This is a genomic window from Dyella tabacisoli (assembly GCF_003350925.1).
GTDB lineage: Bacteria > Pseudomonadota > Gammaproteobacteria > Xanthomonadales > Rhodanobacteraceae > Dyella_C > Dyella_C tabacisoli.
This window is the reverse complement of record NZ_KZ857173.1, coordinates 403759-428248: the sequence shown is the minus strand read 5'-3', so window position 1 is coordinate 428248 and position 24490 is coordinate 403759. Positions and strand designations below refer to the sequence as shown.

Annotated in this window: 22 protein-coding genes and 6 tRNA genes; 24 read left to right on the top strand and 4 right to left on the bottom strand. The window is 59.3% G+C overall.

Translation table 11 applies throughout. The features are described 5' to 3' along the window. The first annotated feature begins 70 nt into the window (after nt 1–70). A complete protein-coding gene (locus tag DVJ77_RS01685; RefSeq protein ID WP_162791321.1) occupies nt 71–871 on the top strand; it encodes an OmpA family protein in 801 nt (266 codons plus the stop codon). Between the two features lie 77 nt (nt 872–948). Here DVJ77_RS01685 and DVJ77_RS01680 read toward each other — a convergent pair whose 3' ends face one another. Continuing rightward, the gene (locus DVJ77_RS01680) at nt 949–2754 is read right to left on the bottom strand and encodes an aminopeptidase P family protein (RefSeq protein ID WP_114843713.1); all 1806 of its coding nucleotides are present in this window, start codon (nt 2752–2754) and stop codon (nt 949–951) included. A gap of 155 nt (nt 2755–2909) precedes the next feature. On the opposite strand from DVJ77_RS01680, the gene pyrG reads away from it, so the two are divergent. The 7 genes from pyrG to truD all read left to right on the top strand — a co-directional run bounded on the left by pyrG (nt 2910) and on the right by truD (nt 9497). Next, nucleotides 2910–4580 (top strand): CTP synthase, encoded by a 1671-nt coding sequence (gene pyrG, locus DVJ77_RS01675; RefSeq protein ID WP_114843712.1) that lies wholly within the window; start codon nt 2910–2912, stop codon nt 4578–4580. Then, nucleotides 4577–5407: a 3-deoxy-8-phosphooctulonate synthase gene (gene kdsA, locus DVJ77_RS01670; RefSeq protein ID WP_114843711.1), complete on the top strand. Its 831-nt coding sequence runs from the start codon at nt 4577–4579 to the stop codon at nt 5405–5407. Before pyrG ends, kdsA begins: the two co-directional genes overlap by 4 nt. Before the next feature lie 159 nt (nt 5408–5566). Continuing rightward, nucleotides 5567–6865, top strand: a complete 1299-nt coding sequence (eno, locus tag DVJ77_RS01665; protein WP_114843710.1) for a phosphopyruvate hydratase — start codon at nt 5567–5569, stop codon at nt 6863–6865. Nucleotides 6866–6872: 7 nt separating this feature from the next. Next, nucleotides 6873–7205 carry a cell division protein FtsB gene (gene ftsB, locus DVJ77_RS01660; RefSeq protein ID WP_114843709.1) on the top strand — a complete coding sequence of 111 codons (333 nt, stop codon included), beginning with the start codon at nt 6873–6875 and terminating at the stop codon, nt 7203–7205. A gap of 2 nt (nt 7206–7207) precedes the next feature. Further along, the gene (gene ispD / locus DVJ77_RS01655) at nt 7208–7897 is read left to right on the top strand and encodes a 2-C-methyl-D-erythritol 4-phosphate cytidylyltransferase (RefSeq protein WP_191983650.1); all 690 of its coding nucleotides are present in this window, start codon (nt 7208–7210) and stop codon (nt 7895–7897) included. 29 nt (nt 7898–7926) lie between these two features. Next, nucleotides 7927–8400, top strand: a complete 474-nt coding sequence (ispF, locus tag DVJ77_RS01650; protein WP_114844194.1) for a 2-C-methyl-D-erythritol 2,4-cyclodiphosphate synthase — start codon at nt 7927–7929, stop codon at nt 8398–8400. A 74-nt stretch (nt 8401–8474) separates the two neighbouring features. Then, nucleotides 8475–9497, top strand: a complete 1023-nt coding sequence (gene truD, locus DVJ77_RS01645) for a tRNA pseudouridine(13) synthase TruD (protein ID WP_114843707.1) — start codon at nt 8475–8477, stop codon at nt 9495–9497. Nucleotides 9498–9536: 39 nt separating this feature from the next. Here truD and DVJ77_RS01640 read toward each other — a convergent pair whose 3' ends face one another. Then, entirely contained in the window at nt 9537–10082 is a 546-nt protein-coding gene (locus tag DVJ77_RS01640) for a Smr/MutS family protein (RefSeq protein WP_114843706.1), read from the bottom strand. A gap of 218 nt (nt 10083–10300) precedes the next feature. Here DVJ77_RS01640 and surE point away from each other — a divergent pair, with 218 nt between their 5' ends. From surE to DVJ77_RS01620, 4 genes are all read left to right on the top strand, one after another. After that, nucleotides 10301–11098, top strand: a complete 798-nt coding sequence (surE, locus tag DVJ77_RS01635; protein WP_114844193.1) for a 5'/3'-nucleotidase SurE — start codon at nt 10301–10303, stop codon at nt 11096–11098. Nucleotide 11099: 1 nt separating this feature from the next. Continuing rightward, nucleotides 11100–11780, top strand: a complete 681-nt coding sequence (locus DVJ77_RS01630; protein WP_114843705.1) for a protein-L-isoaspartate(D-aspartate) O-methyltransferase — start codon at nt 11100–11102, stop codon at nt 11778–11780. 58 nt (nt 11781–11838) lie between these two features. Beyond that, entirely contained in the window at nt 11839–12447 is a 609-nt protein-coding gene (locus DVJ77_RS01625) for a YqaA family protein (protein WP_114843704.1), read from the top strand. Nucleotides 12448–12530: 83 nt separating this feature from the next. Next, entirely contained in the window at nt 12531–13553 is a 1023-nt protein-coding gene (locus tag DVJ77_RS01620) for a peptidoglycan DD-metalloendopeptidase family protein (protein ID WP_225427716.1), read from the top strand. A 20-nt stretch (nt 13554–13573) separates the two neighbouring features. Here the strand turns inward: DVJ77_RS01620 and DVJ77_RS01615 are convergent, their stop codons facing one another. Further along, a complete protein-coding gene (locus DVJ77_RS01615) occupies nt 13574–13951 on the bottom strand; it encodes an Mth938-like domain-containing protein (RefSeq protein ID WP_114843703.1) in 378 nt (125 codons plus the stop codon). A 55-nt stretch (nt 13952–14006) separates the two neighbouring features. Next, complete coding sequence (gene yhbY, locus DVJ77_RS01610; RefSeq protein ID WP_114843702.1) at nt 14007–14303, bottom strand: ribosome assembly RNA-binding protein YhbY; 297 nt, start codon at nt 14301–14303, stop codon at nt 14007–14009. Between the two features lie 82 nt (nt 14304–14385). Between yhbY and rlmE the strand changes: the two genes are divergently transcribed. The 12 genes from rlmE to lon all read left to right on the top strand — a co-directional run bounded on the left by rlmE (nt 14386) and on the right by lon (nt 24404). Then, complete coding sequence (rlmE, locus tag DVJ77_RS01605; RefSeq protein WP_114843701.1) at nt 14386–15036, top strand: 23S rRNA (uridine(2552)-2'-O)-methyltransferase RlmE; 651 nt, start codon at nt 14386–14388, stop codon at nt 15034–15036. Next, entirely contained in the window at nt 15033–16985 is a 1953-nt protein-coding gene (gene ftsH, locus DVJ77_RS01600) for an ATP-dependent zinc metalloprotease FtsH (RefSeq protein ID WP_191983648.1), read from the top strand. Before rlmE ends, ftsH begins: the two co-directional genes overlap by 4 nt. Before the next feature lie 240 nt (nt 16986–17225). Then, nucleotides 17226–17302, top strand: a tRNA-Arg gene (locus DVJ77_RS01595). 179 nt (nt 17303–17481) lie between these two features. Further along, a tRNA-Pro gene (locus DVJ77_RS01590) sits at nt 17482–17558 on the top strand. 26 nt (nt 17559–17584) lie between these two features. Continuing rightward, a tRNA-Arg gene (locus tag DVJ77_RS01585) sits at nt 17585–17661 on the top strand. Nucleotides 17662–17675: 14 nt separating this feature from the next. After that, nucleotides 17676–17752: transfer RNA gene (locus DVJ77_RS01580), tRNA-His, on the top strand. A 30-nt stretch (nt 17753–17782) separates the two neighbouring features. Then, nucleotides 17783–17858: transfer RNA gene (locus DVJ77_RS01575), tRNA-Lys, on the top strand. A gap of 287 nt (nt 17859–18145) precedes the next feature. After that, nucleotides 18146–18230, top strand: a tRNA-Leu gene (locus DVJ77_RS01570). 88 nt (nt 18231–18318) lie between these two features. Further along, nucleotides 18319–19611 (top strand): trigger factor, encoded by a 1293-nt coding sequence (tig, locus tag DVJ77_RS01565; RefSeq protein ID WP_114843700.1) that lies wholly within the window; start codon nt 18319–18321, stop codon nt 19609–19611. A 66-nt stretch (nt 19612–19677) separates the two neighbouring features. Continuing rightward, nucleotides 19678–20307: an ATP-dependent Clp endopeptidase proteolytic subunit ClpP gene (clpP, locus tag DVJ77_RS01560; RefSeq protein WP_114843699.1), complete on the top strand. Its 630-nt coding sequence runs from the start codon at nt 19678–19680 to the stop codon at nt 20305–20307. Nucleotides 20308–20413: 106 nt separating this feature from the next. Then, a complete protein-coding gene (clpX, locus tag DVJ77_RS01555) occupies nt 20414–21709 on the top strand; it encodes an ATP-dependent Clp protease ATP-binding subunit ClpX (RefSeq protein WP_114843698.1) in 1296 nt (431 codons plus the stop codon). A gap of 175 nt (nt 21710–21884) precedes the next feature. Next, nucleotides 21885–24404, top strand: a complete 2520-nt coding sequence (gene lon / locus DVJ77_RS01550; RefSeq protein ID WP_114843697.1) for an endopeptidase La — start codon at nt 21885–21887, stop codon at nt 24402–24404. Nucleotides 24405–24490: the final 86 nt, after the last annotated feature.

Below are 24490 nucleotides of genomic sequence, written 5' to 3'. Positions count from 1 at the left end.
ATACCCAGCCGATGGGCGCGAGAACACATTGAATAAGGCTTAGATCATGCGCATGGCAATGATGAAATGGATGAATCCGGCAGTTTTAGGTATCGCTATATTGGCCTTGAGCGGCTGCGGTACATCAACGATTAGTCGCAATGTGGCGACGGACGGCAACACCGCCCAGGCTATCGTTTTTCCCGACGCAAAAGACGCGCGGCCCGAGGGCGGCAGCTTTCCCAATCTTAATAATTTGCGTCAGATCGAAGCGGGTATGAGCAAGGCGCAGGTGCAGCAACTGATCGGTGCGCCGCAGTTCCACGAAGGTGTGTTCGGGGTGCGCGAATGGGATTATTTGTTCAACCTGCGCCAGGATGGAGCCAAGGAGGCGGCGGTATGCCAGTACAAAATTCTGTTCGACGAAAAGAAACAGGCACGCAGCTTTTACTGGAAGCCCGAGACCTGCGCCGGCTTGCTGAAACCGAGCATGGTGGCAGCGGGAAAGACCGAGCAAACCTACACCTTCTACACCGATGCCTTGTTTGCTTTCGATAAGTCGGCTTTGACCGACATCACACCGAAGGGGCGGGATGATCTGGATTTTCTGGCGCGCCGCATCGTCGCCGCCGGTGACAGCATTACCAATGTTCATATTCTGGGTTATGCGGACCGGCTCGGCAGCGAGGATCACAATGCGACGCTGTCAGAGCAGCGCGCCTATACGGTAATGAAATATCTCGTGCGGCAAGGCGTATCGCAGGAACAGGTGTTGGCCGAAGGTCGCGGCAAGGCCAACCCTAAAGTCGACTGTGCGGACAGTGAACGTACTGCGTTGATTGCCTGCCTGGCACCTAATCGCCGGGTTGAGGTGGTCGTCGATGGCGAGTGAGTCGTGCCTTCAGGTAGCCAAGCGTGGCCAGCGGATATTCAGCCGGCTGGGTCGCTTTCTGGCCGGGAAACTGGGGGTCAATCGCCCAGCGGCGAGCAATGCCATTCCAGCCAGGCGTGATCGGCTTCCTCAAGCAACGGGCTCAATGCGGCGCGCACGCGTGCGTGGTAGTCGTCTAGCCAGGCACGTTCCTCTGGATTGAGCAGGCTCGGCTCCAGTACGCGGCGGTCGAACGGGCACAGCGTAAGAGTTTCGAACGCATAGAACTCGCCGAATTCGCTGTGCTCGGCCTCGATCACCACCACGAGATTTTCGTGACGGATGCCATGCCGGGCAGGTTTGTATAGGCCTGGTTCGATCGAGCTGACCATGCCCGGCTCCAGTGCGACCAGCGCCGCGCCGCTCACTGGTGGGCGAATCCCATGCGGACCCTCATGCACATTGAGAAAGTAGCCCACGCCGTGGCCGGTGCCGTGACCGTAGTCCATCCCGCTAGCCCATAACGGCGCGCGTGCTAAAGCATCCAATTGCGGGCCACTGGCGCCTTTCGGAAAGCGGGCGCGTGAAAGCGCGATCAAGCCCTTCATGACCAGGGTGGCATCGCGGCGCTGCTCGGTGGTGGTGGGGCCGAGCGCAAGTACGCGGGTGATATCCGTGGTGCCGCCCAGGTATTGCCCGCCGGAATCCACCAATAACAGGCCCTGGCGCTGCAAGCTGCTGTGGGCTTGTGCGGTGGCGCGGTAGTGCGGCAACGCACTGTTGGCTTGATAGCCGGCGATGGTGGCGAAACTTTCGCCGACGAAGTTAGGCTGCGCCGAGCGCTCTTCGCGCAGCAATGTGTCTACATCCAGCTCGGTCTGCGTCATGCCGGCGGCAAGGCGGTCTTCCAGCCGCCGAAAGGCGCGCACCAGCGCAGCGCCATCGCGACGCATTACCTCGCGTATATGGCTGAGCTCATCTGCGCTCTTGCATGCTTTGAACAGGGTGCTGGGGTTGGCCGTATCGATGCGCGTCACTACAGGCGCAATGGCTGCGGCGATGGCACTGACTACGCGGCTGCTGTCGAGCAATAGTCGGTGGTCGGTACGCAGTTCGGTCAGCGCATCGGCTATGGCCGCATAGTTGGCTATGGCTATGTCGTCATTGGCCAGCGCCGCGACGAGGGTGTCGTTCAGCTTGCCGCGGTCGACAAAGAGCGTGGCGCGACCCTCGGCCTCAATCAACAAATGGGCCAGAAAGACCGGGTTGCATTCGACATCGCTGCCGCGCAGGTTGGTCAGCCAGGCGATGTCATCGAGACTGGACAGCAAATGATGCGTGGCGCCGAGCTTGCGCATCGCGGCGCGGAGGCGAGCCAATTTGTCTGCGCGCGACGTACATGCGTAGGTGAGCGGGTGTTCGACCACGGGGGCGTGTGGGATGGCCGGGCGGTCGGCCCAGGTCAGGCCCGGCAAATCCAGGTCGGTACGCAGGCGCACGCCGACGGCGGCAAGGCGTTGTTCGATCCTCTTTTGGCTTGCCAGCGCCAGACTGTCGCCAGCGATAGCCAGCACATCACCGTCGTGGCTGTGTTGTTCAAGCCAGTCCAGGTGCTCGGGCGCATAGGTCGCCCGTTGTTTCATCAGGGCGATGCCGCTGCCGGCCAATTGCTGCTCGGCCTGGGTGAAATAGCGCGAATCGGTCCACAAGCCGGCATGCCTGGCCGTAACGATCAGGGTGCCGGCTGAACCATCGAAGCCGGACAGCCAGACCCGTGCCTGCCAATGCTCCGGCAGATACTCAGAGAGGTGCGGGTCGGCGCTGGGGACCAGGCAGGCGCTGACATTATGCTGCCGCATGGCCTGACGCAAGGCAGCGAGACGGGCGGGAATCGGGCTGTTCATAGGGGCATGCTAGCAGTTGAGAACCGTGGAGTTAGGCCGTTTGCAAGGTCGTCGCAGGCCATGGAAATGAACTCGGCCAAGGAATTTTTCCCGATAGTCTCGCGATCTGGACCAACTGCCGCTAAAATGCCTAATTTCCAGCACGGCTGCATCCCATGACCCCCCTGATTTTCGTCACCGGCGGTGTGGTGTCCTCTCTTGGTAAGGGCATCGCTGCGGCGTCGCTTGCTTCTATTCTCGAAGCACGCGGTCTTTCGGTCACCATGATGAAGCTGGATCCCTACATCAATGTGGATCCAGGCACCATGAGCCCCTTCCAGCACGGCGAGGTCTATGTGACCGACGACGGCGCCGAGACCGACCTCGACCTGGGTCATTACGAGCGCTTCGTTCATACCCGCCTTACCGGCAAAAACTCCATCACCACCGGCAAGATCTACGAATCGGTGATCCGCAAAGAGCGCCGTGGCGATTATCTCGGCGCTACCGTGCAGGTGATTCCGCATATTACCGACGAGATCAAGCACTGCATCCACGAGGCCACCCGTGGTTTCGACGTGGCCTTGGTCGAGATCGGCGGTACGGTGGGCGATATCGAGTCGCTGCCGTTCCTGGAGGCGATCCGCCAGCTTCGTATCGAGCACGGCCCTGAGAAGTGCCTGTTCATGCACCTTACCTTGGTGCCATACATCAAGGCTGCCGGCGAGATCAAAACCAAGCCGACCCAGCATTCGGTGAAAGAGCTGCGCTCGATCGGTATCCAGCCCGATGTGCTGCTGTGCCGCTGCGAGCAGACACTGCCCGAAGGCGAGCGCCGCAAGATCGCACTATTCACCAATGTGCCGGAGCATGCGGTCATCAGTGCCAATGATGTCGACGTCATCTACAAACAGCCGCTGTGGCTGCACAAGCAGGGGCTGGATGACATCGTGGTCAAGCGGCTGGGCCTCGATGCCGGTCCGGCCGATCTGTCGGCCTGGCAGCGCACGGTCGATGCGGTGGAGCATCCCAAGGACGAAATCACGGTTGCCATCGTCGGCAAATATGTTGAACACAAAGACGCCTACAAGTCGTTGGGCGAGGCGCTGCGCCATGGCGGCATCAAGGAGCAGACACGGGTCAACCTGCAGTGGCTCGACTCCGAACAGATCGAAGCCGATGGCGCCGGCCATGCACTCGGCGCGGTTGACGCGATTCTGGTGCCTGGCGGCTTCGGCAAACGCGGCTTCGAAGGCAAGGTGCTGGCGGCGAAATACGCACGCGAGCATGGCGTGCCGTATTTCGGTATCTGCTATGGCATGCATGCGGCCGTGGTGGATTTCGCCCGTAACGTGGCGGGTCTGTCCGACGCCGATTCCAGCGAAAACGATCGCAATACCGCCAATCCAGTTATCGGCTTGATTACCGAGTGGACGACCGCCACCGGCGAATTGGAGCAGCGCAACGAGCGTTCGGATCTTGGCGGCACCATGCGCCTGGGTTCGCAAGAGTGCCGTCTCAAGGCGGGCTCGCTGGCACGCGAGCTGTATGGGCAAGAGGTAGTGCGCGAGCGCCATCGCCATCGCTACGAGTTCAATAACCGCTATCGCCAGTCGTTCGAAGATCTGGGCCTGGTGGTTTCCGGTAAGTCGATGGACGACCTGCTGGTGGAAATTGTCGAATTGCCGGCGCAGCAGCATCCGTGGTTTCTTGGCTGCCAGGCGCACCCGGAATTCACCTCCACGCCGCGTGACGGCCATCCGCTGTTTATCGGCTTCGTGCATGCCGCGCGCGAGTACAAAACGGTGCGCGAAGGTGAACGACTGGCGAAGGAGTCGGTTGCATGAAGCTCTGTGGTTTTGACGTTGGGTTGAACCAACCGTTGTTTTTGATCGCCGGCCCCTGTGTCGTCGAATCCGAGCAGTTGCAGATCGATACCGCCGGCAAGCTGAAAGAGATCACCAGCAGGCTTGGTATCCATTTCATCTTCAAATCCAGTTTCGACAAAGCTAACCGTTCCTCCAGCGCCAGCTTTCGCGGGCCGGGTCTGGAAGAAGGTCTGCGCATTCTTGCCGAAGTCAAACGCCAGCTCGGCGTGCCGCTGCTCACCGACGTACATGAGTACACGCCGATGAACGAGGTGGCCGCCGTGGTCGACGTACTGCAAACGCCGGCGTTCTTGTGCCGGCAGACTGATTTCATCCAGAACGTGGCTCGCGCCGGCAAGCCGGTAAACATCAAGAAAGGCCAGTTTCTTGCGCCGTGGGATATGAAGCATGTTGTCGCCAAGGCCAAAGAGGTCGGCAACAACGACATCATGGTCTGCGAGCGCGGCGCGAGCTTCGGTTACAACAACCTGGTCTCGGATATGCGCTCGCTCAGCGTGATGCGCGAAACCGGTTGTCCGGTGGTGTTCGACGCGACGCATTCGGTGCAGTTGCCGGGCGGGCAGGGTGCCAGCTCCGGTGGCCAGCGCGAGTTTGTGCCGGTATTGGCACGCGCAGCGGTTGCTGTCGGTGTAGCCGGTCTGTTTGCCGAAACGCACCCCGATCCCGATAAGGCGCTTAGCGATGGCCCGAATGCGTGGCCGTTGGACAAGATGGAAGCGTTACTGGAAACCTTGCTGGAGTTGGACCAGGTGACCAAGCGGCACGGTTTTCTTGAGCAGTCGTGATTTTGCAGCTTGAATTTTTAAGGGGCGCGCGCAGTGCGCGAAAGATTCTGTGGGGCGGCTTCCAGTCGCAGCGCTTTTTCAGATAGCTGGACCTTGGCTGTCGCGCTGCAGTCGCCGCTACAGTGAAACGATTGGCTTACACACTTACAACGGATACCCATGAGCACTGACATCACCCGCATCCACGCCCGTGAAATCCTCGACTCGCGCGGCAACCCTACACTGGAAGCCGAAGTGACTTTGGCTGATGGCGGCTTTGGCCGTGCAGCCGTGCCCAGCGGTGCTTCCACCGGTTCGCGTGAAGCCGTTGAGCTGCGCGATGGCGACAAGTCGCGTTATCTGGGTAAGGGCGTGAAGAACGCGGTGGCTAACGTCAATGGCGCCATCGCCGATGCGCTCAAGGGTTTCGATGCCGCCGATCAAAAGGGGCTCGACAGCAAACTGATCGCGCTGGACGGCACGCCGAACAAAGGGCGTCTGGGTGCGAACGCGTTGCTTGGCGTTTCGATGGCAGCGGCACATGCGGTGGCGGCCTCGCGCCGCGAGCCGTTGTGGAAGTACCTCAGCGCAGGAAAGCCGGGCGCCTTGCCGGTGCCGATGATGAATATCATCAACGGCGGCGCACACGCCGATAACAATGTCGACGTGCAGGAGTTCATGGTGCTGCCGGTCGGTTTGCCGAGCTTCGCCGAAGCATTGCGCGCCGGTACCGAAATCTTTCATGCGCTGAAGAGTGTGCTCAAAGGCAAGGGCTTGAGCACCGCCGTCGGTGACGAGGGCGGCTTCGCGCCTAACCTGCGTTCGAATATCGAAGCGCTGGACACCATTCTCGAAGCGGTGAACCAGACCGGCTACAAGATCGGCAGCGAGATTCTGCTCGGCCTTGACGTGGCCAGCTCGGAGTTCTTCAAGAACGGCCATTACGATCTGGAAGGCGAGGGCAAGGTTTATAGCCCGGCGCAGTTCGTCGACTTGCTTGCCAGTTGGGCCAAGCAGTATCCGATCGTCACCATCGAAGACGGCATGGCCGAAGGCGATTGGGACGGCTGGAAGTTGCTGACCGACAAGATCGGCAAGCAAGTGCAACTGGTCGGTGATGACTTGTTTGTGACCAATCCGGCGATCTTCCGTGAAGGCATCGAGAAGCACATCGCCAACGCGATTCTTATCAAGGTGAACCAGATCGGCACGCTGTCGGAAACACTCGAAGCGATTGCCATGGCCGATGCGGCCAAGTACGCGGCCGTCGTATCGCATCGCTCCGGCGAGACCGAGGACACCACCATTTCCGACATCGCAGTAGCTACCACGGCGACGCAGATCAAGACCGGTTCACTCTGCCGCACCGATCGCGTGGCGAAGTACAACCAGCTATTACGTATCGAGGAGCAGCTAGGTGCCGCTGCCCGCTATGCCGGACGCGATGCCTTTCCAAGCTTGACGCGCCTGCCGGGCTGAGAGACACATGCTGCGCTGGATCGCCTTGATTCTTTTGCTCGTCCTGATCGGTCTGCAGTTGAAACTGTGGACCGGCAACGGTGGCGTGCACGAGGTTGAGGTACTGCGTGCGGCGGTGAAAAAGCAAGGCGACGACAACGATCATCTGCTCCAGCGCAACCAGGCGCTGGGTGCGGATGTGACTGATCTCAAGAACGGCGAGCAAGCCGTCGAGGCACGCGCACGTGCGGAGCTAGGTCTTATCAAGCCCGGCGAGACCTTTTATCAGGTGGTCGAAAAGCCGGGTAAGGCTGCAGCGGGTGCGACTCCCGCCTCGGCCGCATCGACCAGCGGACGTTGAACATGCCGATGCTGTGGTGTGTCGTACCTGCTGCCGGGCGTGGTCTACGCGTTGGCGGAGATTGCCCGAAACAATATCTTCCATTGGCCGGTCACATGCTGATCGAGCACACGCTGGCGAGGCTGGCCGCGCATCCGCGCATTGCTGGCTTGCTGGTGATTCTTGCGGCGGATGACACGCATTGGCCGGGCATTACCGCGCTTGGCGGTAAACCAGTGCTTACCACAGTGGGCGGCAGCGAACGTTGCGATTCGGTGCTTGCCGGTTTAAATGCGCTGCCGGTGGAAGTCCGCGATGACGATTTCGTTTTGGTGCACGACGCGGCACGCCCTTGCGTACGCCAGAGCGATATCGACACCTTGATCGAAAGGGGCATCCCTGCTGGCGGCGCCTTGCTCGGGGCACCCTTGCGCGACACGCTTAAACGTGCCGACACCGCGAGCCGAAGCTTGATGACAGAGCCACGCGATCAGCGTTGGCGTGCATTTACCCCGCAGTTGTTCCGGCGTGCCGAACTTTCCTCTGCACTGCAAGCTGTGGCACAGGCCAAGCTGATAGTAAGCGACGAGGCGATGGCGATGGAGCATGCTGGGCATGCCCCACTGCTGGTCGAGGGCGCCGAGGACAATATCAAAGTGACCACCGCTGCAGACTTTGCGCTGGCCGAGTTTTTGCTGGTTAAGACAGCATAAGAACTGCATTAAGAGGAACTAAGCGCATGATGCGTATCGGTCAGGGCTTTGATGTACATACGTTTGGCGACGGCGATTTCGTCATGCTGGGCGGCGTGCGCGTACCGCATAACCGTGGCGTAGTGGCGCATTCGGATGGCGATGTCGTCATTCATGCCTTATGCGACGCGATTTTCGGCGCGCTGGCGTTAGGCGATATCGGCCGTCACTTTCCACCGACCCAGGAGCGTTGGCGAGATGCCGAGAGCCGCCTGTTTCTGCATCATGCGGCTCAATTGATGCGCGAACGTGGCTACGCGCTGGGCAATGCCGATGTCACGGTGATTTGCGAGGCGCCCAAGGTAGGGCCGCACGCGCAAGCCATGCGCGAATGTTTGGCCGAAGTGCTCGGCTGCGATATCGATCGCGTCAGCGTCAAGGCCACCACCACCGAACATTTAGGCTTTACCGGACGCGGCGAAGGTATTGCTGCGCAAGCCTGCGTGCTGCTGGTGCTGGCCTGATCTCATCAAGCCTATGTATGGGCGGCAACGCTCACCTGTTGTAACGACGACTCTTCACGCTCAGGTATTCCCGTATGACCGAACTTCCCTACGCGTATGGCGCGCCACCGTTAATCGCGCAACTACGCAGCACCCCGGACGATTTTCAGGTCGAGGAAATACTCGGCTATGACGCCGATGGCGAAGGTGAGCATGCGCTGCTGTGGGTGGAAAAGCGCGGCGCGAATACTGATTGGGTAGCGAAGGAGTTGGCACGCTACGCCGAGATCCCGCCATTGAATGTAGGTTATGCCGGGCTGAAGGATCGTCATGCGGTGACGCGACAGAGCTTCTCTGTGCAGCTTGCCGGTAAACCGGACCCGGATTGGTCGGCCTTTCCGCATGCCGAGGTCAAAGTGTTGGCAGCGACCCGGCATAAGCGAAAGCTTAAGCGCGGTGCGCTGCGTGGCAACCGTTTCGTGCTGGTGTTGCGCAATGTGCAAGGCGATCGCGCCGCCGCCGAGCAGGTGCTGCAACAGATAGCCACTCGTGGGGTGCCGAATTATTTCGGCGAGCAGCGTTTCGGCCGCGAAGGCGGCAATGTGGCGCAAGCACGAGCTATGTTCGCCGGGCGGCGGATGGATCGGGACAAGCGTTCGTTTCTGCTGTCTGCTGCCCGTTCGCACATTTTTAATGGCGTATTAGCCGCGCGGGTGGAGCGCGGCGCCTGGGACAGCGCGCTGGACGGCGAAATCTGGTCCCTGGCCGGATCGCGCTCCTGGTTTGGGCCGGAGCCGTTCGATGACAAGCTGGCCGAGCGCTTGGCCAGTGGCGATATCCACCCCTCCGGTCCGTTATGGGGGCAGGGCGAGCCGCCGACTCAGGCTGAAGCGGGCGCTTTGGAACGTGAGATTGCCGCGCTGGATCTCGATCTGGCCGATGGGTTGGTCAAGGCCCGAATGGAACAGGAGCGCCGCCCGCTGCGTTTGTTGCCGCAAGCCTTACGTTGGCGCTGGTTAGACGACGATGCATTGGAGCATCCCGTATTGGAGCTGGCCTTTGAATTGCCTGCGGGCGCTTACGCTACCGTTGTCGTACGCGAGCTGGCACAAGCCTGATGATTCGACCCTCCCTGGCTGGTGGTCGGGGAGGGGCGATCAAGCCTTCAGCAAGACCACTACGGCGCCGGTACCCCCCTGCATCGGTCGTGCCGATGCGAAGGCGATCACATCGTCGCGACGACGCAGCATCCGATCAGTAAGTACTTTCAATACCGGCCCAGCGGCCTTCGAGCGTAAGCCTTTGCCATGCACGATGCGGACACAGCGCAAGCCGTTGTGATGTGCTTCGGCGAGGAAATCGACGATGGTGGCCTGTGCGGCGGCAGCGTTCATTTGATGCAGGTCGATATCGTCCTGCACACTGAACTGACCACGCTTGAGCTGCCGTAGCAACTTAGGCGGGTAACCGTCACGCAGGTAGCTCAATTCCTCGCCAATCTCCAGCTCGCCCGGGTCGAATGCCATGGCGAGCAATTCGCCCGGCACCGCGGCCTCGTCGGCTTCCAGCATGAGCGGATAGGGTTCGGGCTTTGCTGCGGCGGGTGGAGCGGCGACGGGGTCCAATACGCGCACATCGCCGATGGCCTCGCGGAACAGGCGGGCATCGTCGTCGCTGATCGGGTCGGGCTTGCGATGTTTCATGCCGCCATCCTAACCAAGGACGCTGTCTGTTGGCGTATCTGGTACACACCGACTTATCTCAGCAGCTAGCGTCTCGATGGCCGATCCGCATTTCACGGGGGCTGGAGACAGGGCTGTCGCGTTGCGGGAGTGATTCCAGCATGGCGGTTCCGGTAGACTCATCAGGTCAATCGCGCGGTTTGGCCGCGTTCGCCCCGCAAGTTCTGGCACGGATCACGATGCGAGTTTTGGTTAGTAATGACGATGGCGTGGATGCACCGGGCATCCGCGTACTTGCTGAACGCCTTGGTGCGGTCAGTCAGGTAACTGTGGTGGCGCCTGATCGCGACCGCTCCGGTGCCAGTAATTCCCTCACATTGGATGCGCCGATCCGCGTGCTGCGGATGGATAACGGCTATTACCGCGTGGCCGGGACACCTACCGACTGTGTGCATTTGGCCTTGGCCGGCATGCTCGATTACGAGCCGGACATGGTGGTTTCGGGCATTAATAACTCAGCCAACCTTGGCGATGACGTTATCTATTCGGGCACCGTGTCAGCCGCGATGGAAGGGCGCTTTCTTGGCCTGCCGGCGATTGCGGTGTCATTGGTCAGCCGCAATCATCAGGGCGAGCATTACGAATCGGCGGCCAAGGCTGTGCTGCTGCTGATGCAGCGCATGTTGGTCGATTCACTGCCGGCGGACACCATTCTCAACGTCAACGTGCCGGACCTGCCGTGGGAAGAGATTCGCGGATTTGAAGTCACTCGACTGGGCAAGCGGCATCGCTCCGCGCCGTGCATACAGCAGACTGACCCGCGCGGTAAGCCGATCTGGTGGATCGGCCCGGCGGGCGACGTCGATGATGCCGGGCCCGGCACGGACTTCAACGCGGTGCAACGCGGCTACGTGTCGGTTACGCCGATTCATGTCGATTTGACCCGCTTTCAGGCGCTGGACAAAGTCAGCAGTTGGATGAATGCGTTGACCGAAGGCATGACGGGCGATGCGTCGGTCGACGGTAAGGTGGCTTGAGATGAATGTGCATCCGCTACCGCCTTCAGTGCTCAAGGGTGAGGGTATGACCTCGCAGCGCGCACGCGATCGCTTGGCCGCCAAGCTGAAAGACGAAGGCATTCGCGACCCGCGCGTGCTTGAAGTGATTCGTCAGTTGCCACGACATCATTTCATCGATCAGGCGTTGCATTCCCGCGCTTACGAAAACACCGCATTACCCATCGGTCACGGTCAGACCATTTCACAGCCATGGGTGGTGGCGCGCATGACCGAGGCGCTGATCGAGTTTGGCCTGCCGCAAAAAGTGCTGGAGATTGGCACCGGCTCGGGTTACCAGGCAGTGGTGCTGGCCGCCTTGGTGCCGCAGCTATTTACTGTGGAACGGATCGAAGAACTGCTGCGTCAGGCACGCCGACGCTTTCGTCAGCTTGGCTTGAGCAATATCCGTTCGCGCCACGATGACGGCAAACTCGGTTGGCCCGACGAAGCTCCGTTCGACGCGATCATCCTCACCGCCGCAGGTGACACCATTCCCACGCAATTGCTCGATCAATTGAGCCCAACCGGTGTGCTGGTCGCGCCGGTCGGTTCGCCGAGCCATCAAATGCTGATACGCATGCGTGGTGACGGGCAGGGCGATTTCATACAAGAAGAACTTGGCGCAGTCAGTTTCGTCCCGCTGCTTGGCGGCATCGGTTGATGCGCCGCCTCAATCAAGACCGCCACTATCAAGGCCGCCACTATCAAGGATTCTGTTGATGCGCCTATTTGGAGCGATGTACGCGCGCGCATTGACCTGGGCACGCCACCCTAAAGCGGTTTATTACCTCAGCGGTTTGAGTTTCGTCGAAGCCTTCATTTTTCCGATCATGCCGGAAGTGATGCTGGCGCCGATGATGCTGGGCAAGCGTCAAAAAGCTTTCTTCTACGCCAATATCAGCCTGTTGTTTTCACTGCTTGGCTCACTGGTCGGCTACGCGCTCGGTCACTGGGCGTTTCAGGCATTGCATCCCGTGCTTGAGTCGCTACATCTGTTGGCGCCGATCGAGCAGGGGGTGGAAAACCTGCGCTTGCAGATGAATCAGCATTGGTTGGGGCTGCTGTTCGTGTTGGCATTGGCGGCCTTGCAGCCAGTCGTGCCGATGAAATTCGTTACCTGGGCGGCGGGTATTGTCGGTGTACCGATCATTCCCTTTCTGGTCTGCATTGCTGTCGGCCGGGGTAAACGGGTATGGCTGCTGGCGTTGCTGATTCGACTTTTCGGTGAGCGGGCGGAACGTATTCTGCACAAACATATCGAGTGGATCGGCTGGGCCGCTTTAGGGGTGCTGGCGTTACTGCTCGTGTGGTGGTTCTGGTTGCGCTAAACATCGTGGGTGGGGCGCGATGCGCTCCATGATTTTTGCCCACAGGATGGGCTCCTACAGAGGTTCAATAGGGACACCCTCGCATGAAAACCTCGTTAGACCTCGGTATGCTGGCGAACATGAACGGACTTATTCGCTGTTTTGCGGCCACTGCCATTGCTCTCACGCTGACCGCTTGCAGCGGTGTGCACCGATCGGTGGTCGTCCAGCCGGCCGGTGGCCACGGCAGCACAGTCACACCTGCACCATCAGCGCCCGGTGGCAGCTACCAGGTGGCTCGTGGCGATACCCTCTATTCCATCGCCTTTCGCAACAGCGTGGATTTCCGCGATCTGGCGCATTGGAACGGCATTGCCGCGCCTTACACGATCTGGCCGGGTCAGGTTTTGCGGCTATCGCCGCCGGGCGGGTCGGCGGGGAGCACGCACGCCGTTGCTGCCGCCGCAACCCCGCGACCGGTAACCACGGCCGCACCAGCCGCCTCGGCGCATCCATCGACGCCAGCCAAGGCAGCGGCACCCATGTTCGAGAACACGACAGAGACGGTGGCAAGCAAGCCGGCTTCGACGGCGGTTGGTGCTGCAAGTACGGCGGCGACTTCACCGGCAAGCGCGGCAAGCAGTACCACCGTTGTGCCGGTGGCTGGCGTGTCTACACTAAGTCCGGCCTCGTTGCCGCCGCCTGTTGTCCCCGCGGTATCGGCGGCGGTACCCGCTGGCGCAACCCGTGCCTCCGGCGGTGTGAGTTGGCGCTGGCCGGCCGACGGCGGTTTGGGCAAGCGTTTCCAAAGCGGTGACGCTATTCCGGGGATCGAGGTTTACGGCAAATCAGGCGATCCGATCCGCGCGGCCGCCGATGGTGTGGTGGTCTATAGCGGTAACGGCTTGGTCGGCTATGGCGAACTGGTCATCATCAAGCACAACGACAGCTTCCTCTCTGCCTACGGTCACAACCGTAAGCGTCTGGTCAAAGAGGGGCAGCGCGTTAGCGCGGGGCAGCAGATCGCCGAAATGGGCTCGACGGGCGCTTCACGCGACGAATTGCAGTTCCAGATCCGTAAGGACGGCAATCCCGTCGATCCGTTGGGTTATTTGCCGTCTCGCTGATATTAAGCAAGCTGGGGCGGTCAAGCCGTCGGGAGAATGAACGCCGCTATCACTCGTCGCCCTTCGGCGGCGAGCAGGTTGTAAGTGCGAGCGGCGGCGGCGTTGTCCATCACCTCGATGCCGACGTTTTTGCGCAGAAAACCGGCCAGGAAGATCGCCGCCGGAAAACATTGGCGGTCGCCGGTACCCAGCAGTACCAGCTCGGGCTTAAGCGCAAGAATCGCCTCTACATGTTCAGCGTCGAGTGTTTTTGCCGTATCGACCGGCCAGTTTTCGATGACACCGTCGGGTGCAAGCAGAAAGCTGCGTTCAAATTCGCGATCGACCACGGTGACGCCGCGTGCGCTGACACGGCGTACAAAGAGGTAGTCGTCAGGTCGGTCGAGCGAAAGATCCATCGGAAACTCGGTGGAGGCTTTGAATAAGCTTTTTGACTAGCCTTTTGGACGGGCTTTAACGTGGCAACGCCAGCTTGGGCTCGTCTTCATTACGGCGGAACAGCACCACAATGTGACCGATCTGCTGCACGCTCTCGGCCTGGGTGCCGTTAGCGAGGAAATCGATTTGCACCTGGCGTTCATCTTTGTCGCCGCCAGATAGCTTCACTTTGACTAACTCGTGATGAGACAGCGCCAGGTCCAATTCCTTAACCACGGCATCGGTAGCGCCTTTGGCGCCGAGCAGGATGACTGGCTTCAGATCGTGGGCAAGGCTGCGCAAGTAGCGGCGCTGCGAGGGGGAGAGGGCCATGCGTTCAGTCTCGGATTCGCGGCGAATGGACCGTAAAGGGTATCATGCTGACCACTCCCCGTATCTGTGACAGTTGCCGATCATGACTCGCAGCAAAAGCAGTTCCCGCTGGCTGCGGGAGCATTTCGACGATGTTTATGTAAAAAAGGCGCAAGCTGAAGGCTTCCGCTCGCGTGCAGTCTTTAAGCTGGAGGAGTTGATCGAGCGTGACCGCCTGCTCAAGCCAGGCATGCGAATCGTGGATCTGGGCGCCGCACCTGGCGGCTGGTCGCAATTGGTAAGCCAGCGGCTGGGCGATAAAGGTACCTTGATCGCGCTGGATATCCTGCCGATGCAGGGCATTGGCGGGGTGGACTTCATCCAGGGCGATTTTCGCGAGGAATCGGTATTGCGTGAGCTGGAATCTCGCTTGGGCGGACAGCAGCTCGATCTTGTGCTATCTGATATGGCCCCCAATATGAGTGGTGTAGCGCTAGCCGACCAGATCCGGGCAATGGATTTGGCTGAACTGGCGCTGGATTTTAGCCGGCACTGGCTTAAGCCGGGCGGGTCGTTCCTGATCAAGCTGTTCCAGGGCGCCGGCTTTGACGATTATCTGCGCAGCTTGCGTGTGGAGTTCACGCGCGTAACCATGCGTAAACCAAAGGCCTCGCGCGCTCGTTCGCGTGAGGTATACGCGCTGGCCGTGGGTCGAAAGACTTCCGGCGGGCAACCGGGCGAGAACCGTGCATGAATGAAATGGCTAAAAACCTACTGCTCTGGCTGATTATCGCGGTGGTTCTACTCACCGTATTTCAGAGCTTCAACCCGCATGGCGCTTCTTCATCGGACCTGCCCTACAGCAGCTTCGTGCAGAGCGTGGATAGCGGCAACGTGGCCAATGCCACGATCAGCGCCGATCAGCCCGCATCGATCAGCGGCAAGTTGAAGGACGGCAGTACTTACCGCACCGTTGCTCCTGGGCTGGGCTGGTCCACCAACGCAGTGGTCAAGCAGATGCAGGACAAGGGCGTCGAAGTACGCCAGGAGCCGTCCAATAACGGCTTCTCATTGCTTGGGTTGCTGCTCAATTGGTTGCCGATCATTCTTATCGTCGGTGTATTCATTTGGTTTATGCGCCAAATGCAGGCCGGCGCGGGTGGTCGCGGGGCGATGAGCTTTGGCCGTTCGCGAGCCAAGTTGCAGGGCGAAGACCAGATCAAGGTCAATTTCACCGATGTCGCTGGCTGCGACGAGGCCAAAGAAGAGGTCAGCGAGCTGGTGGAGTTCCTGCGCGACCCGGGCAAGTTTCAAAAGCTTGGCGGCAAGATTCCGCGCGGCGTGTTGATGGTCGGCCCGCCGGGTACCGGCAAGACCTTGCTTGCCAGGGCGATTGCGGGCGAGGCCAAGGTTCCGTTCTTCGCTATCTCCGGCTCGGACTTCGTCGAAATGTTTGTCGGCGTGGGCGCCAGTCGTGTGCGCGACATGTTCGAGCAGGCCAAAAAGCATGCGCCGTGCATCATCTTTATCGATGAGATCGACGCGGTAGGCCGTCATCGCGGTGCCGGCCTTGGCGGTGGGCACGACGAGCGCGAGCAAACCCTCAATCAGTTGCTGGTCGAGATGGATGGCTTTGAGGGCACCGAGGGCGTGATCGTCATTGCCGCCACCAACCGCCCGGACGTGCTCGATCCTGCCTTGTTGCGTCCAGGCCGCTTCGATCGCCAGGTCGTGGTCGGTCTGCCGGATGTGAAAGGGCGTGAACAAATTCTCAAGGTGCACCTGCGCAAGGTGCCGACGGCGGCCGACGTGAATGCGATGACCATCGCGCGCGGCACGCCCGGCTTTTCCGGTGCCGATCTGGCCAATCTGGTCAACGAGGCTGCCTTGTTTGCAGCGCGAGAGAACGCCCGCGAAGTGCGTATGGGCCACCTCGATAAAGCGCGAGACAAGATTCTGATGGGTACCGAGCGTCGCTCGATGGCGATGAGCGAAGATGAGAAAAAGCTCACCGCTTACCACGAGGCCGGTCACGCCATCGTCGGTCGACTGGTGCCTGAGCATGACCCGGTATACAAGGTCACGATCATTCCTCGCGGTCGTGCGCTGGGCGTCACCATGTATTTGCCTGAGGGTGACAAATACAGCATGAACCGAGTGGCGATCGAGTCGCAGTTGTGCTCGCTATACGGTGGCCGTGTTGCCGAGGCGCTGATCTTCGGCGAAGACAAAGTCACCACCGGTGCCTCGAACGATATCGAGCGTGCCACCAAGATGGCGCGCAATATGGCGACCAAATGGGGCTTGTCCGACAAGCTTGGTCCGATGACCTATGGCGAGGACGAGGATGAGGTATTCCTTGGCCGCTCGGTCACGCAACACAAGAATGTCTCTAATGAGACCGCGCGCAAGATCGACGAGGAGGTGCGCGATATTCTTGATCGTGCATATGCGCGTACCAAGCAGTTGCTCACCGACAATATCGATAAATTGCATGTGATGGCTGAGACGCTGTTGCAGTACGAAACCATCGATGCGCATCAGATCGACGACATCATGGCGGGGCGCGAACCGGGGCCGCCTGCCGATTGGTCGAAGACTCCGCCGGCCGGTTCGCCGCCACCGCCACCGCCACCGCGTGGTGATGCGGGGTCGGCCAAAGTGGGCGATCCTGCGACGCAGAGTCGCGTGATTGATCGCTAAGGCTTCACCTAAGTAAGGGCGCTCTCATGGGCGCCCTTGATTGGTTTGGATGAGGCGTTTGGATGTCTAAATCAGGTCGGGCACAGCTTGAGTCGACATGCTTCAGATAAGTTTCGGTCCATCGAAATGAAATTTTTCTGAAAAAAGTGTTGACGTTTTAGCTTCGAATCTGAATAATCCCGCTTCTGCTTCGACACCTTCCGCTTCGGCGGTTGGCAACAAGGCAAATCGTTTTTCTGCGCGCCCGTAGCTCAGTTGGATAGAGTACCAGGCTACGAACTTGGTGGTCGGGAGTTCGAATCTCTCCGGGCGCGCCACTACACTTGCAAGTCGTGCTGTTCGCATCACGGCTTGTGCCGCAAGGCAGTTCATCGTCCTGCGAAGCTGAACGGTGGTTGTGAAGTTCGGTGTGCTTCGATACGGATTGACTAGGCGATGCGTCCCCCGTAGCATTTCAAGGCTTCGGCTCGCGTAAGCAGACGAAGGTTTCGAGATTCGGGGTATAGCTCAGCCTGGTAGAGCGCCAGCTTTGGGAGCTGGATGTCGTGGGTTCGAATCCCTCTGCCCCGACCAAGCAGGTGCTCTGCACGTAGTGCGCTGCGCCTGTAGCTCAATCGGATAGAGCATCGGCCTTCTAAGCCGACGGTTGCAGGTTCGATTCCTGTCGGGCGCGCCAATTCAAGATTTACGGTGGATGTAGCTCAGCTGGTTAGAGCATCGGATTGTGATTCCGAGGGTCGTGGGTTCGAGTCCCATCTTCCACCCCAGTTCATCCAGTAAGTCCAAAGTTAGTTCCAGGGCCGTTAGCTCAGTTGGTAGAGCAGTTGACTCTTAATCAATTGGTCGTAGGTTCGAATCCTACACGGCCCACCAATACAGACAAACGGCTTGCAGCAATGCAGGCCGTTTGTCTGTGTGCTTTGCACAGGCTTGAGCTGAAGCGGAGAGGGGGATTCATTCATTTCCATGCCATGGATGCGGTATCTCGCTTGTATTGCCCCCTCGCGCAACCGTAAAATAGCCGGCTTTCGTGCAAAGGAATCATCGACTTAGGGTGGGGCGCCTCAGGGCGGGATTCAAAAAGAGATTGCAGTGCGGGTTCTGCGTAATAATTTCTTTGGAATCCGGTGGTTGCGGCGACTTCTTGGTTGTTGGTTGATGCGAGAGTGGCGGAATTGGTAGACGCACCAGATTTAGGTTCTGGCGGTTAATCCCGTGGGGGTTCGAGTCCCCCCTTTCGCACCATGTTGATTCCTTTGTTTTTGTTTTACCGGCGGCAGGGGCTGCCATGGCGTCTGTGACGGACGCGCTATCAGGTATTCCAGGAGACGTCATGCAGGTTTCGGTTGAGAACGTCGGCAAGCTTGAGCGCAAGCTCACGGTGAAATTTCCCGCAGAGCGATTCGAGTCGCAGGTCAGCGCGCGGATCGCAGAGATGGGTCGTACCGTTCGTCTTAAGGGCTTTCGTCCGGGCAAGGTGCCGGTCACGGTGATCCAGCAGCGCTTCGGTGCTCAAGTGCGTGGTGAGGTGTTGTCCGACCTGATCGGCAGCACATTGCGCGAAGCGGTAGAGCAGGAGCAACTGCGTCCGATCGCTAACCCGTCAATCGATACCACGGGTCGCCCGGAAAACGGCGAGATCGCCTATACGGCCACTTTCGAAGTGCTCCCGGAGTTTCCGGAAGTGGACGTTGCCGCGCTCGAGATCACTCGTCCGGTGGCGGAAGTGACCGATGCCGATATCGACAAGATGATCGAAACCCTGCGTCAGCAGCGTCGCAGCTTCGACGCCGTTGAGCGTGCTTCGGCCGAGAATGACTTCGTCATGTTCGAATACACCGCTACGGCCGGCGATTACCGCTTCCCTGCCGAGGGTATGGAGCGCGCCGGCAGCGTCTTGGGTTCGGGGAACCTGTTCAAGGCCCTGGACGAAGCGCTGACTGGTCACAAGGCCGATGATGCCTACGAGGCGGATATCGCGTTTCCGACAGACTTCCGCAATGAAAAGCTGGCCGGGCAAACCGCCAAAGTCAGTTTCAAGATCATCAAGGTGCAGGAGCCGAAGCTGCCGACGGTTGATGCTGAATTTGTTCAGTTGTTCGGCGTTGCCGACGGCAATCTGGAGAATTTCCGCAAAGAAGTCCGCTCCAATCTGGAGCGCGAGCTGAAGGCTACCCTGATGGCTCGCCTGAAGTCCGAAGTGGCTGAAAAGCTGGCCGAGTCCAATCTAGAGTTGGATGTGCCGAACCTGATGGTGCAGTCCGAGGCGCAAAATCTTGCTGCCAGCAATGTGCCGCGCGGACAGCAACCCCCGCCGCAGTTGATCGAGGCGGCTACCCCGATGGCTCGTAAGCGCGTTATCGCTGGTTTGCTCATGGGCGAAATTGCCCGCAAGCAGTCGTTGACGATCGACCGCAAGCGTATTGCCGAGCAGTTGGCTGCGATTGCCTCGACCTATGAAGAGCCAGAGAAGGTCATTGAACTCTATAACAGTGACCCCCAACTGATGTCCGGGCTGCAAAATCGCGTCATGGAAGACCAGGTGGCAGAGTGGGTGGCAGAGCATGCCAAAACCACGACGCAAAACCTGGGTTTCGACGAAGTGATGCGCCCCATCAGCGCCTGAGCCAGGTTCACAAGAACTGATCCCATCAGGTCGTACGTCAGGCCCATCAACCGGAGAGCCGCAAGCATGGCCATGGATCAAATCCAGAACCTCAACTTGGTGCCTATCGTCGTCGAGCAGACTGCTCGCGGCGAGCGGTCATATGACATTTACTCGCGCCTACTGAAGGAGCGGGTGATTTTTCTGGTCGGTGAGGTGAACGATCAGGTCGCCAACGTATTGGTGGCACAGATGCTGTTCCTGGAGTCCGAGAACCCGGATAAGGACATCAATCTGTATATCAACAGCCCGGGCGGTGCGGTTACCGCCGGAATGGCCATCTACGACACCATGCAGTTCATCAAGCCCGACGTCAGCACGATGTGCATTGGTCAAGCTTGCAGTGCAGCATCGTTGCTGCTGATGGCGGGCGCCAAGGGCAAGCGTTACTCGCTGCCCAACTCGCGCGTCATGATTCATCAGCCTTCGGGCGGTGCGCGCGGCCAGGCGACCGATATCGAGATCCAGGCGCAGGAGATCCTTTACCTGCGTCGCCGGTTGAACCAGATTTACGTGGACCATACCGGCCAGCCGCTGGATAAGATCGAACGGGACATGGAGCGTGACCGTTTCATGAGCGCTGAAGCCGCCCGTGAGTACGGTCTGATCGATTCAGTACTGGATCGCCGCGCCGTCGAGACGGTCAAATCGGCCTGATACGGGCTCTCTCGGCTAGTAAAGCCATGGGTTTCGCGTTTGAATGCAGACGCGAAACCCTGTGCTATTCTCGCCTCGCAATGGATTTACCAGCAGGATCGAAAGCATGAGCGACGAGCGGCAGGGCCGTTCCAACGACAGCGGCAAGATTCTCTACTGCTCTTTCTGCGGCAAGAGCCAGCATGAAGTGCGCAAGCTGATCGCGGGTCCGTCCGTGTTCATCTGCGATGAGTGCGTAGAGCTTTGCAACGACATCATCCGTGAAGAGCTTGAGGAAAAGGCCGCCTCCGGGCGTACCCAGCTACCCAAGCCCAAAGAAATCATGGAAACGCTCGACCAGTACGTGGTCGGCCAGACCCGTGCCAAAAAAGCGTTGGCGGTGGCGGTGTACAACCACTACAAGCGCATCGAGTCGCGGCAGAAAAGCGACGACATCGAGCTGGGCAAGTCCAACATTCTGCTGATCGGCCCGACCGGTACAGGCAAGACTTTGCTGGCCGAAACGCTGGCGCGCCTGCTCAATGTGCCGTTCACCATCGCCGATGCCACCACGCTCACCGAAGCTGGTTATGTGGGCGAGGATGTCGAAAACATTATTCAGAAGCTGCTGCAGAAGTGCGATTACGACGTCGACAAGGCGCAGTCAGGCATTGTCTACATCGACGAAATCGACAAGATTTCCCGCAAGAGCGAAAACCCGTCGATCACTCGCGACGTCTCTGGCGAGGGTGTGCAGCAGGCACTGCTCAAGCTGATTGAGGGCACGTTGGCTTCGGTGCCGCCGCAGGGCGGGCGTAAGCATCCGCAGCAGGAATTCCTGCAAGTGGACACCAAGAACATCTTGTTCATGTGCGGCGGCGCGTTTGCCGGGCTGGAAAAGGTCATTCAGCAGCGTTCCGAGAACACCAGCATCGGCTTCTCGGCTGAGGTGCGCAGTAAGGAGCGCACCGAGAACCTCGGTAAGGTACTGGCCGATGTCGAGCCGTCCGATTTAGTGCGTTATGGGTTGATTCCGGAGTTTGTCGGCCGCCTGCCGGTGGTGGCGACGCTGGATGAGCTGGATGAGCCGGCTTTGGTGAAGATTCTTACTGAGCCGAAGAACGCGGTCACCAAGCAGTTCAAGAAGCTGTTCGAGATGGAGGGAGTGGAGCTGGAATTCCGCCCCGAGGCGCTGCAAGCCATTGCCCGTAAAGCGCTTAAGCGCAAGACCGGTGCACGCGGCCTGCGCACGATTCTTGAACAAGTATTGCTTGAAACTATGTACGAGCTGCCGTCACTGGAGCATGTCAGCAAGGTGGTTGTGGACGATGCCGTGATCGACGGCCAGGCTGAGCCCTATCTGATCTACCGCGGCAACCTGCAACAGCAGCGTATCGCGGCCGACGGTGGTGACGCTGCCTGAACTCCGGTTAAAGTTTTGCCGAATTAAGATGGCCCCGGCGTAAGCGTCGGGGCCGTTTTTTTTCATGACCGCTGCTTGCACTTGTGTGCGGGTGTGGTTGCCTCCACTTGACGTATCAATGCCTCCGGCGCAGTGTCGAGGCGTACCCGATTCACTCCCTTGAGGGAAATTCTTCATGGCAAAAATTGCCTCCCTTCCCGTAGCTACCGGCGCCACGCTGGATGCTTTGCCTGTGTTGCCCTTGCGTGACGTGGTGGTCTATCCCCACATGGTTATTCCGCTGTTCGTGGGCCGTGATAAGTCGATGCGTGCGCTTGAGCGTGCCATGGAAGGCGAGCGGCAGATTCTGCTGGTGGCACAGAAGAGTCCGGACATCGACGACCCTGAGATCAAAGATCTGCATCAGATCGGCACGCTTGCAAGCGTGCTGCAGCTACTTAAGCTGCCGGACGGCACGGTCAAGGTGCTGGTCGAAGGTCAGTCGCGCGTCACCATCGAGAATTATCACGAAGACGGCGGCATGCTCACCGCCAACTCGCACGTCATCGAATCGGTATACAACACGAAAGAGCGCGAGCTGGATGTGGTCTCGCGCACCTTGATTTCGTTGTTCGAGCAGTTGGTCAAGCAGAGCCGCAAATTGCCGCCCGAAGTATTGGCGACCTTGTCCGGCATCGATGACCCGTCGCGCCTGGCCGATTCCATCGCCGCGCATCTTTCGGTGCGGATGGCCGATAAGCAGAAGGTGCTGGAGACCGCCGATGTCGGGCAGCGCCTTGAGCTGCTTATTGGTTTGGTCGATGGCGAAATGGATTTGCAGCAGGTAGAAAAGCGTATCCGCGGCCGGGTGAAGTCGCAGATGGAAAAAAGCCAGCGCGAGTACTACCTCAACGAGCAGATGAAGGCGATCCAGAAGGAGCTCGGCGAGAGCGAGGATGGCCCGAACGAAATCGAAGAGCTGCAAAAGAAAATCGAGTCATCCGGCATGCCTAAAGCCGTGCTGACCAAGGCTCGGCAGGAGTTTGGCAAGCTTCGCCAGATGTCGCCGATGTCGGCTGAGGCCACTGTCGTGCGCAACTATCTGGATTGGCTGATCGGCGTGCCGTGGAAAAAGCGCAGCAAGGTGCGTAAGGATCTGCAGTTGGCGCAAGAGGTGCTCGATGCGGATCACTTCGGTCTAGAAAAGGTCAAGGACCGTATTCTTGAGTACCTTGCTGTGCAGCAGCGCGTGAGCGTTATGAAGGGGCCCATCCTGTGTCTGGTCGGTCCGCCGGGTGTGGGTAAGACCTCGCTCGGGCAGTCGATCGCCAAGGCGACCAATCGTAAATTCGTTCGCATGAGCCTTGGCGGTGTGCGGGACGAGGCGGAGATTCGTGGCCATCGACGGACCTACATTGGTTCGATGCCTGGCCGCATCGTGCAGAACATAAACAAGATCGGCACCAAGAATCCGCTATTCGTGCTGGATGAGATCGACAAGATGTCGATGGATTTCCGTGGCGATCCGTCTTCTGCGCTGCTTGAAGTGCTCGATCCAGAGCAGAACCATGCATTCAACGATCATTACCTTGAGGTCGACCTGGATCTTTCCGAGGTTATGTGGGTGGCCACGGCTAACTCGTTGAACATCCCCGGGCCGTTGCTGGATCGTATGGAGGTGATCCGTATCCCCGGTTACACCGAGGACGAGAAACTGGCGATCGCATTGCGCTACCTGTTGCCCAAGCAGTTGAAAGCCAACGGCCTGAAGCCGGAAGAGCTGAGCGTGGCAGAAGAGGCCGTACGCGATATCGTGCGTTATTACTCGCGCGAATCGGGCGTGCGTAATCTGGAGCGCGAAATTTCCAAGATCTGTCGCAAGGTAGTCAAGGAGTTGATGCTGGGTGCGGTGAAGAAGGTCAAGAGCAAGGCTGGCGCTTCAGACGTAAAGACGGCTAAATCGAAGTCGGCGTCCGCCAAGTCAAAATCCGCATCTGGTCGCGTCATGGTCGATTCCGACAACCTTGAGCATTATCTGGGGGTGCGTCGCTTCGATTTTGGCCGCAAAGAGCTGCAAAACGAGGTGGGCCTGGTGACTGGCCTGGCTTGGACTCAGGTGGGCGGCGAATTGCTCAGCATCGAGGCTTCAGTGGTTGCCGGTAAGGGGCGCTTGGTCAATACCGGGCAGCTTGGCGACGTGATGAAAGAGTCTATCCAGGCTGCCCTGTCGGTAGTTCGCGCACGTGCCGAACACCTGGGCATCGACCCCGCTTTTCACGAAAAGCTCGATCTGCATATTCATGTGCCCGAAGGCGCTACGCCGAAAGACGGCCCCAGTGCAGGCATTGCGATGTGTACCGCCTTGGTCTCCGCACTCACTAAGGTGCCGGTGCGCTCCGAAGTGGCGATGACTGGCGAGATCACTTTGCGGGGGCGTGTGTTGCCGATCGGCGGACTCAAGGAAAAGCTGCTGGCTGCTCACCGTGGCGGTATCACGACGGTGATTATCCCCGACGAAAACAAGAAAGATCTGGCGGATATTCCGAAGAACATCACCGACTCGCTGGAGATTCATCCGGTGCGCTGGATCGACGAAGTGCTCGGTATCGCCCTGGAGCGTCCGTTACAGCCATTGCAGGCGAAGGACAGCGAAGCTGTCGCTAGCGTTGACACGCCGGCAGAGGAGTCGCCTGAGGCACATGTAAGGCCGCACTGAGTCGGCAGGTAACTCGAATGAATGAGCAGGAGGCATGCGCAAATGCCTCCTGTTTCGTCGGGAGTGTTTAGTGCGCGTGAACATTT

Coding starts and splice junctions, on each gene's coding strand:
- DVJ77_RS01685 (WP_162791321.1), top strand. CDS start 71: ATGAATCCGGCAGTTTTAGGTATCGCTATATTGGCCTTGAGCGGCTGC.
- DVJ77_RS01680 (WP_114843713.1), bottom strand. CDS start 2,754: ATGAACAGCCCGATTCCCGCCCGTCTCGCTGCCTTGCGTCAGGCCATG.
- pyrG (WP_114843712.1), top strand. CDS start 2,910: ATGACCCCCCTGATTTTCGTCACCGGCGGTGTGGTGTCCTCTCTTGGT.
- kdsA (WP_114843711.1), top strand. CDS start 4,577: ATGAAGCTCTGTGGTTTTGACGTTGGGTTGAACCAACCGTTGTTTTTG.
- eno (WP_114843710.1), top strand. CDS start 5,567: ATGAGCACTGACATCACCCGCATCCACGCCCGTGAAATCCTCGACTCG.
- ftsB (WP_114843709.1), top strand. CDS start 6,873: ATGCTGCGCTGGATCGCCTTGATTCTTTTGCTCGTCCTGATCGGTCTG.
- ispD (WP_191983650.1), top strand. CDS start 7,208: ATGCCGATGCTGTGGTGTGTCGTACCTGCTGCCGGGCGTGGTCTACGC.
- ispF (WP_114844194.1), top strand. CDS start 7,927: ATGCGTATCGGTCAGGGCTTTGATGTACATACGTTTGGCGACGGCGAT.
- truD (WP_114843707.1), top strand. CDS start 8,475: ATGACCGAACTTCCCTACGCGTATGGCGCGCCACCGTTAATCGCGCAA.
- DVJ77_RS01640 (WP_114843706.1), bottom strand. CDS start 10,082: ATGAAACATCGCAAGCCCGACCCGATCAGCGACGACGATGCCCGCCTG.
- surE (WP_114844193.1), top strand. CDS start 10,301: ATGCGAGTTTTGGTTAGTAATGACGATGGCGTGGATGCACCGGGCATC.
- DVJ77_RS01630 (WP_114843705.1), top strand. CDS start 11,100: ATGAATGTGCATCCGCTACCGCCTTCAGTGCTCAAGGGTGAGGGTATG.
- DVJ77_RS01625 (WP_114843704.1), top strand. CDS start 11,839: ATGCGCCTATTTGGAGCGATGTACGCGCGCGCATTGACCTGGGCACGC.
- DVJ77_RS01620 (WP_225427716.1), top strand. CDS start 12,531: ATGAAAACCTCGTTAGACCTCGGTATGCTGGCGAACATGAACGGACTT.
- DVJ77_RS01615 (WP_114843703.1), bottom strand. CDS start 13,951: ATGGATCTTTCGCTCGACCGACCTGACGACTACCTCTTTGTACGCCGT.
- yhbY (WP_114843702.1), bottom strand. CDS start 14,303: ATGGCCCTCTCCCCCTCGCAGCGCCGCTACTTGCGCAGCCTTGCCCAC.
- rlmE (WP_114843701.1), top strand. CDS start 14,386: ATGACTCGCAGCAAAAGCAGTTCCCGCTGGCTGCGGGAGCATTTCGAC.
- ftsH (WP_191983648.1), top strand. CDS start 15,033: ATGAATGAAATGGCTAAAAACCTACTGCTCTGGCTGATTATCGCGGTG.
- tig (WP_114843700.1), top strand. CDS start 18,319: ATGCAGGTTTCGGTTGAGAACGTCGGCAAGCTTGAGCGCAAGCTCACG.
- clpP (WP_114843699.1), top strand. CDS start 19,678: ATGGCCATGGATCAAATCCAGAACCTCAACTTGGTGCCTATCGTCGTC.
- clpX (WP_114843698.1), top strand. CDS start 20,414: ATGAGCGACGAGCGGCAGGGCCGTTCCAACGACAGCGGCAAGATTCTC.
- lon (WP_114843697.1), top strand. CDS start 21,885: ATGGCAAAAATTGCCTCCCTTCCCGTAGCTACCGGCGCCACGCTGGAT.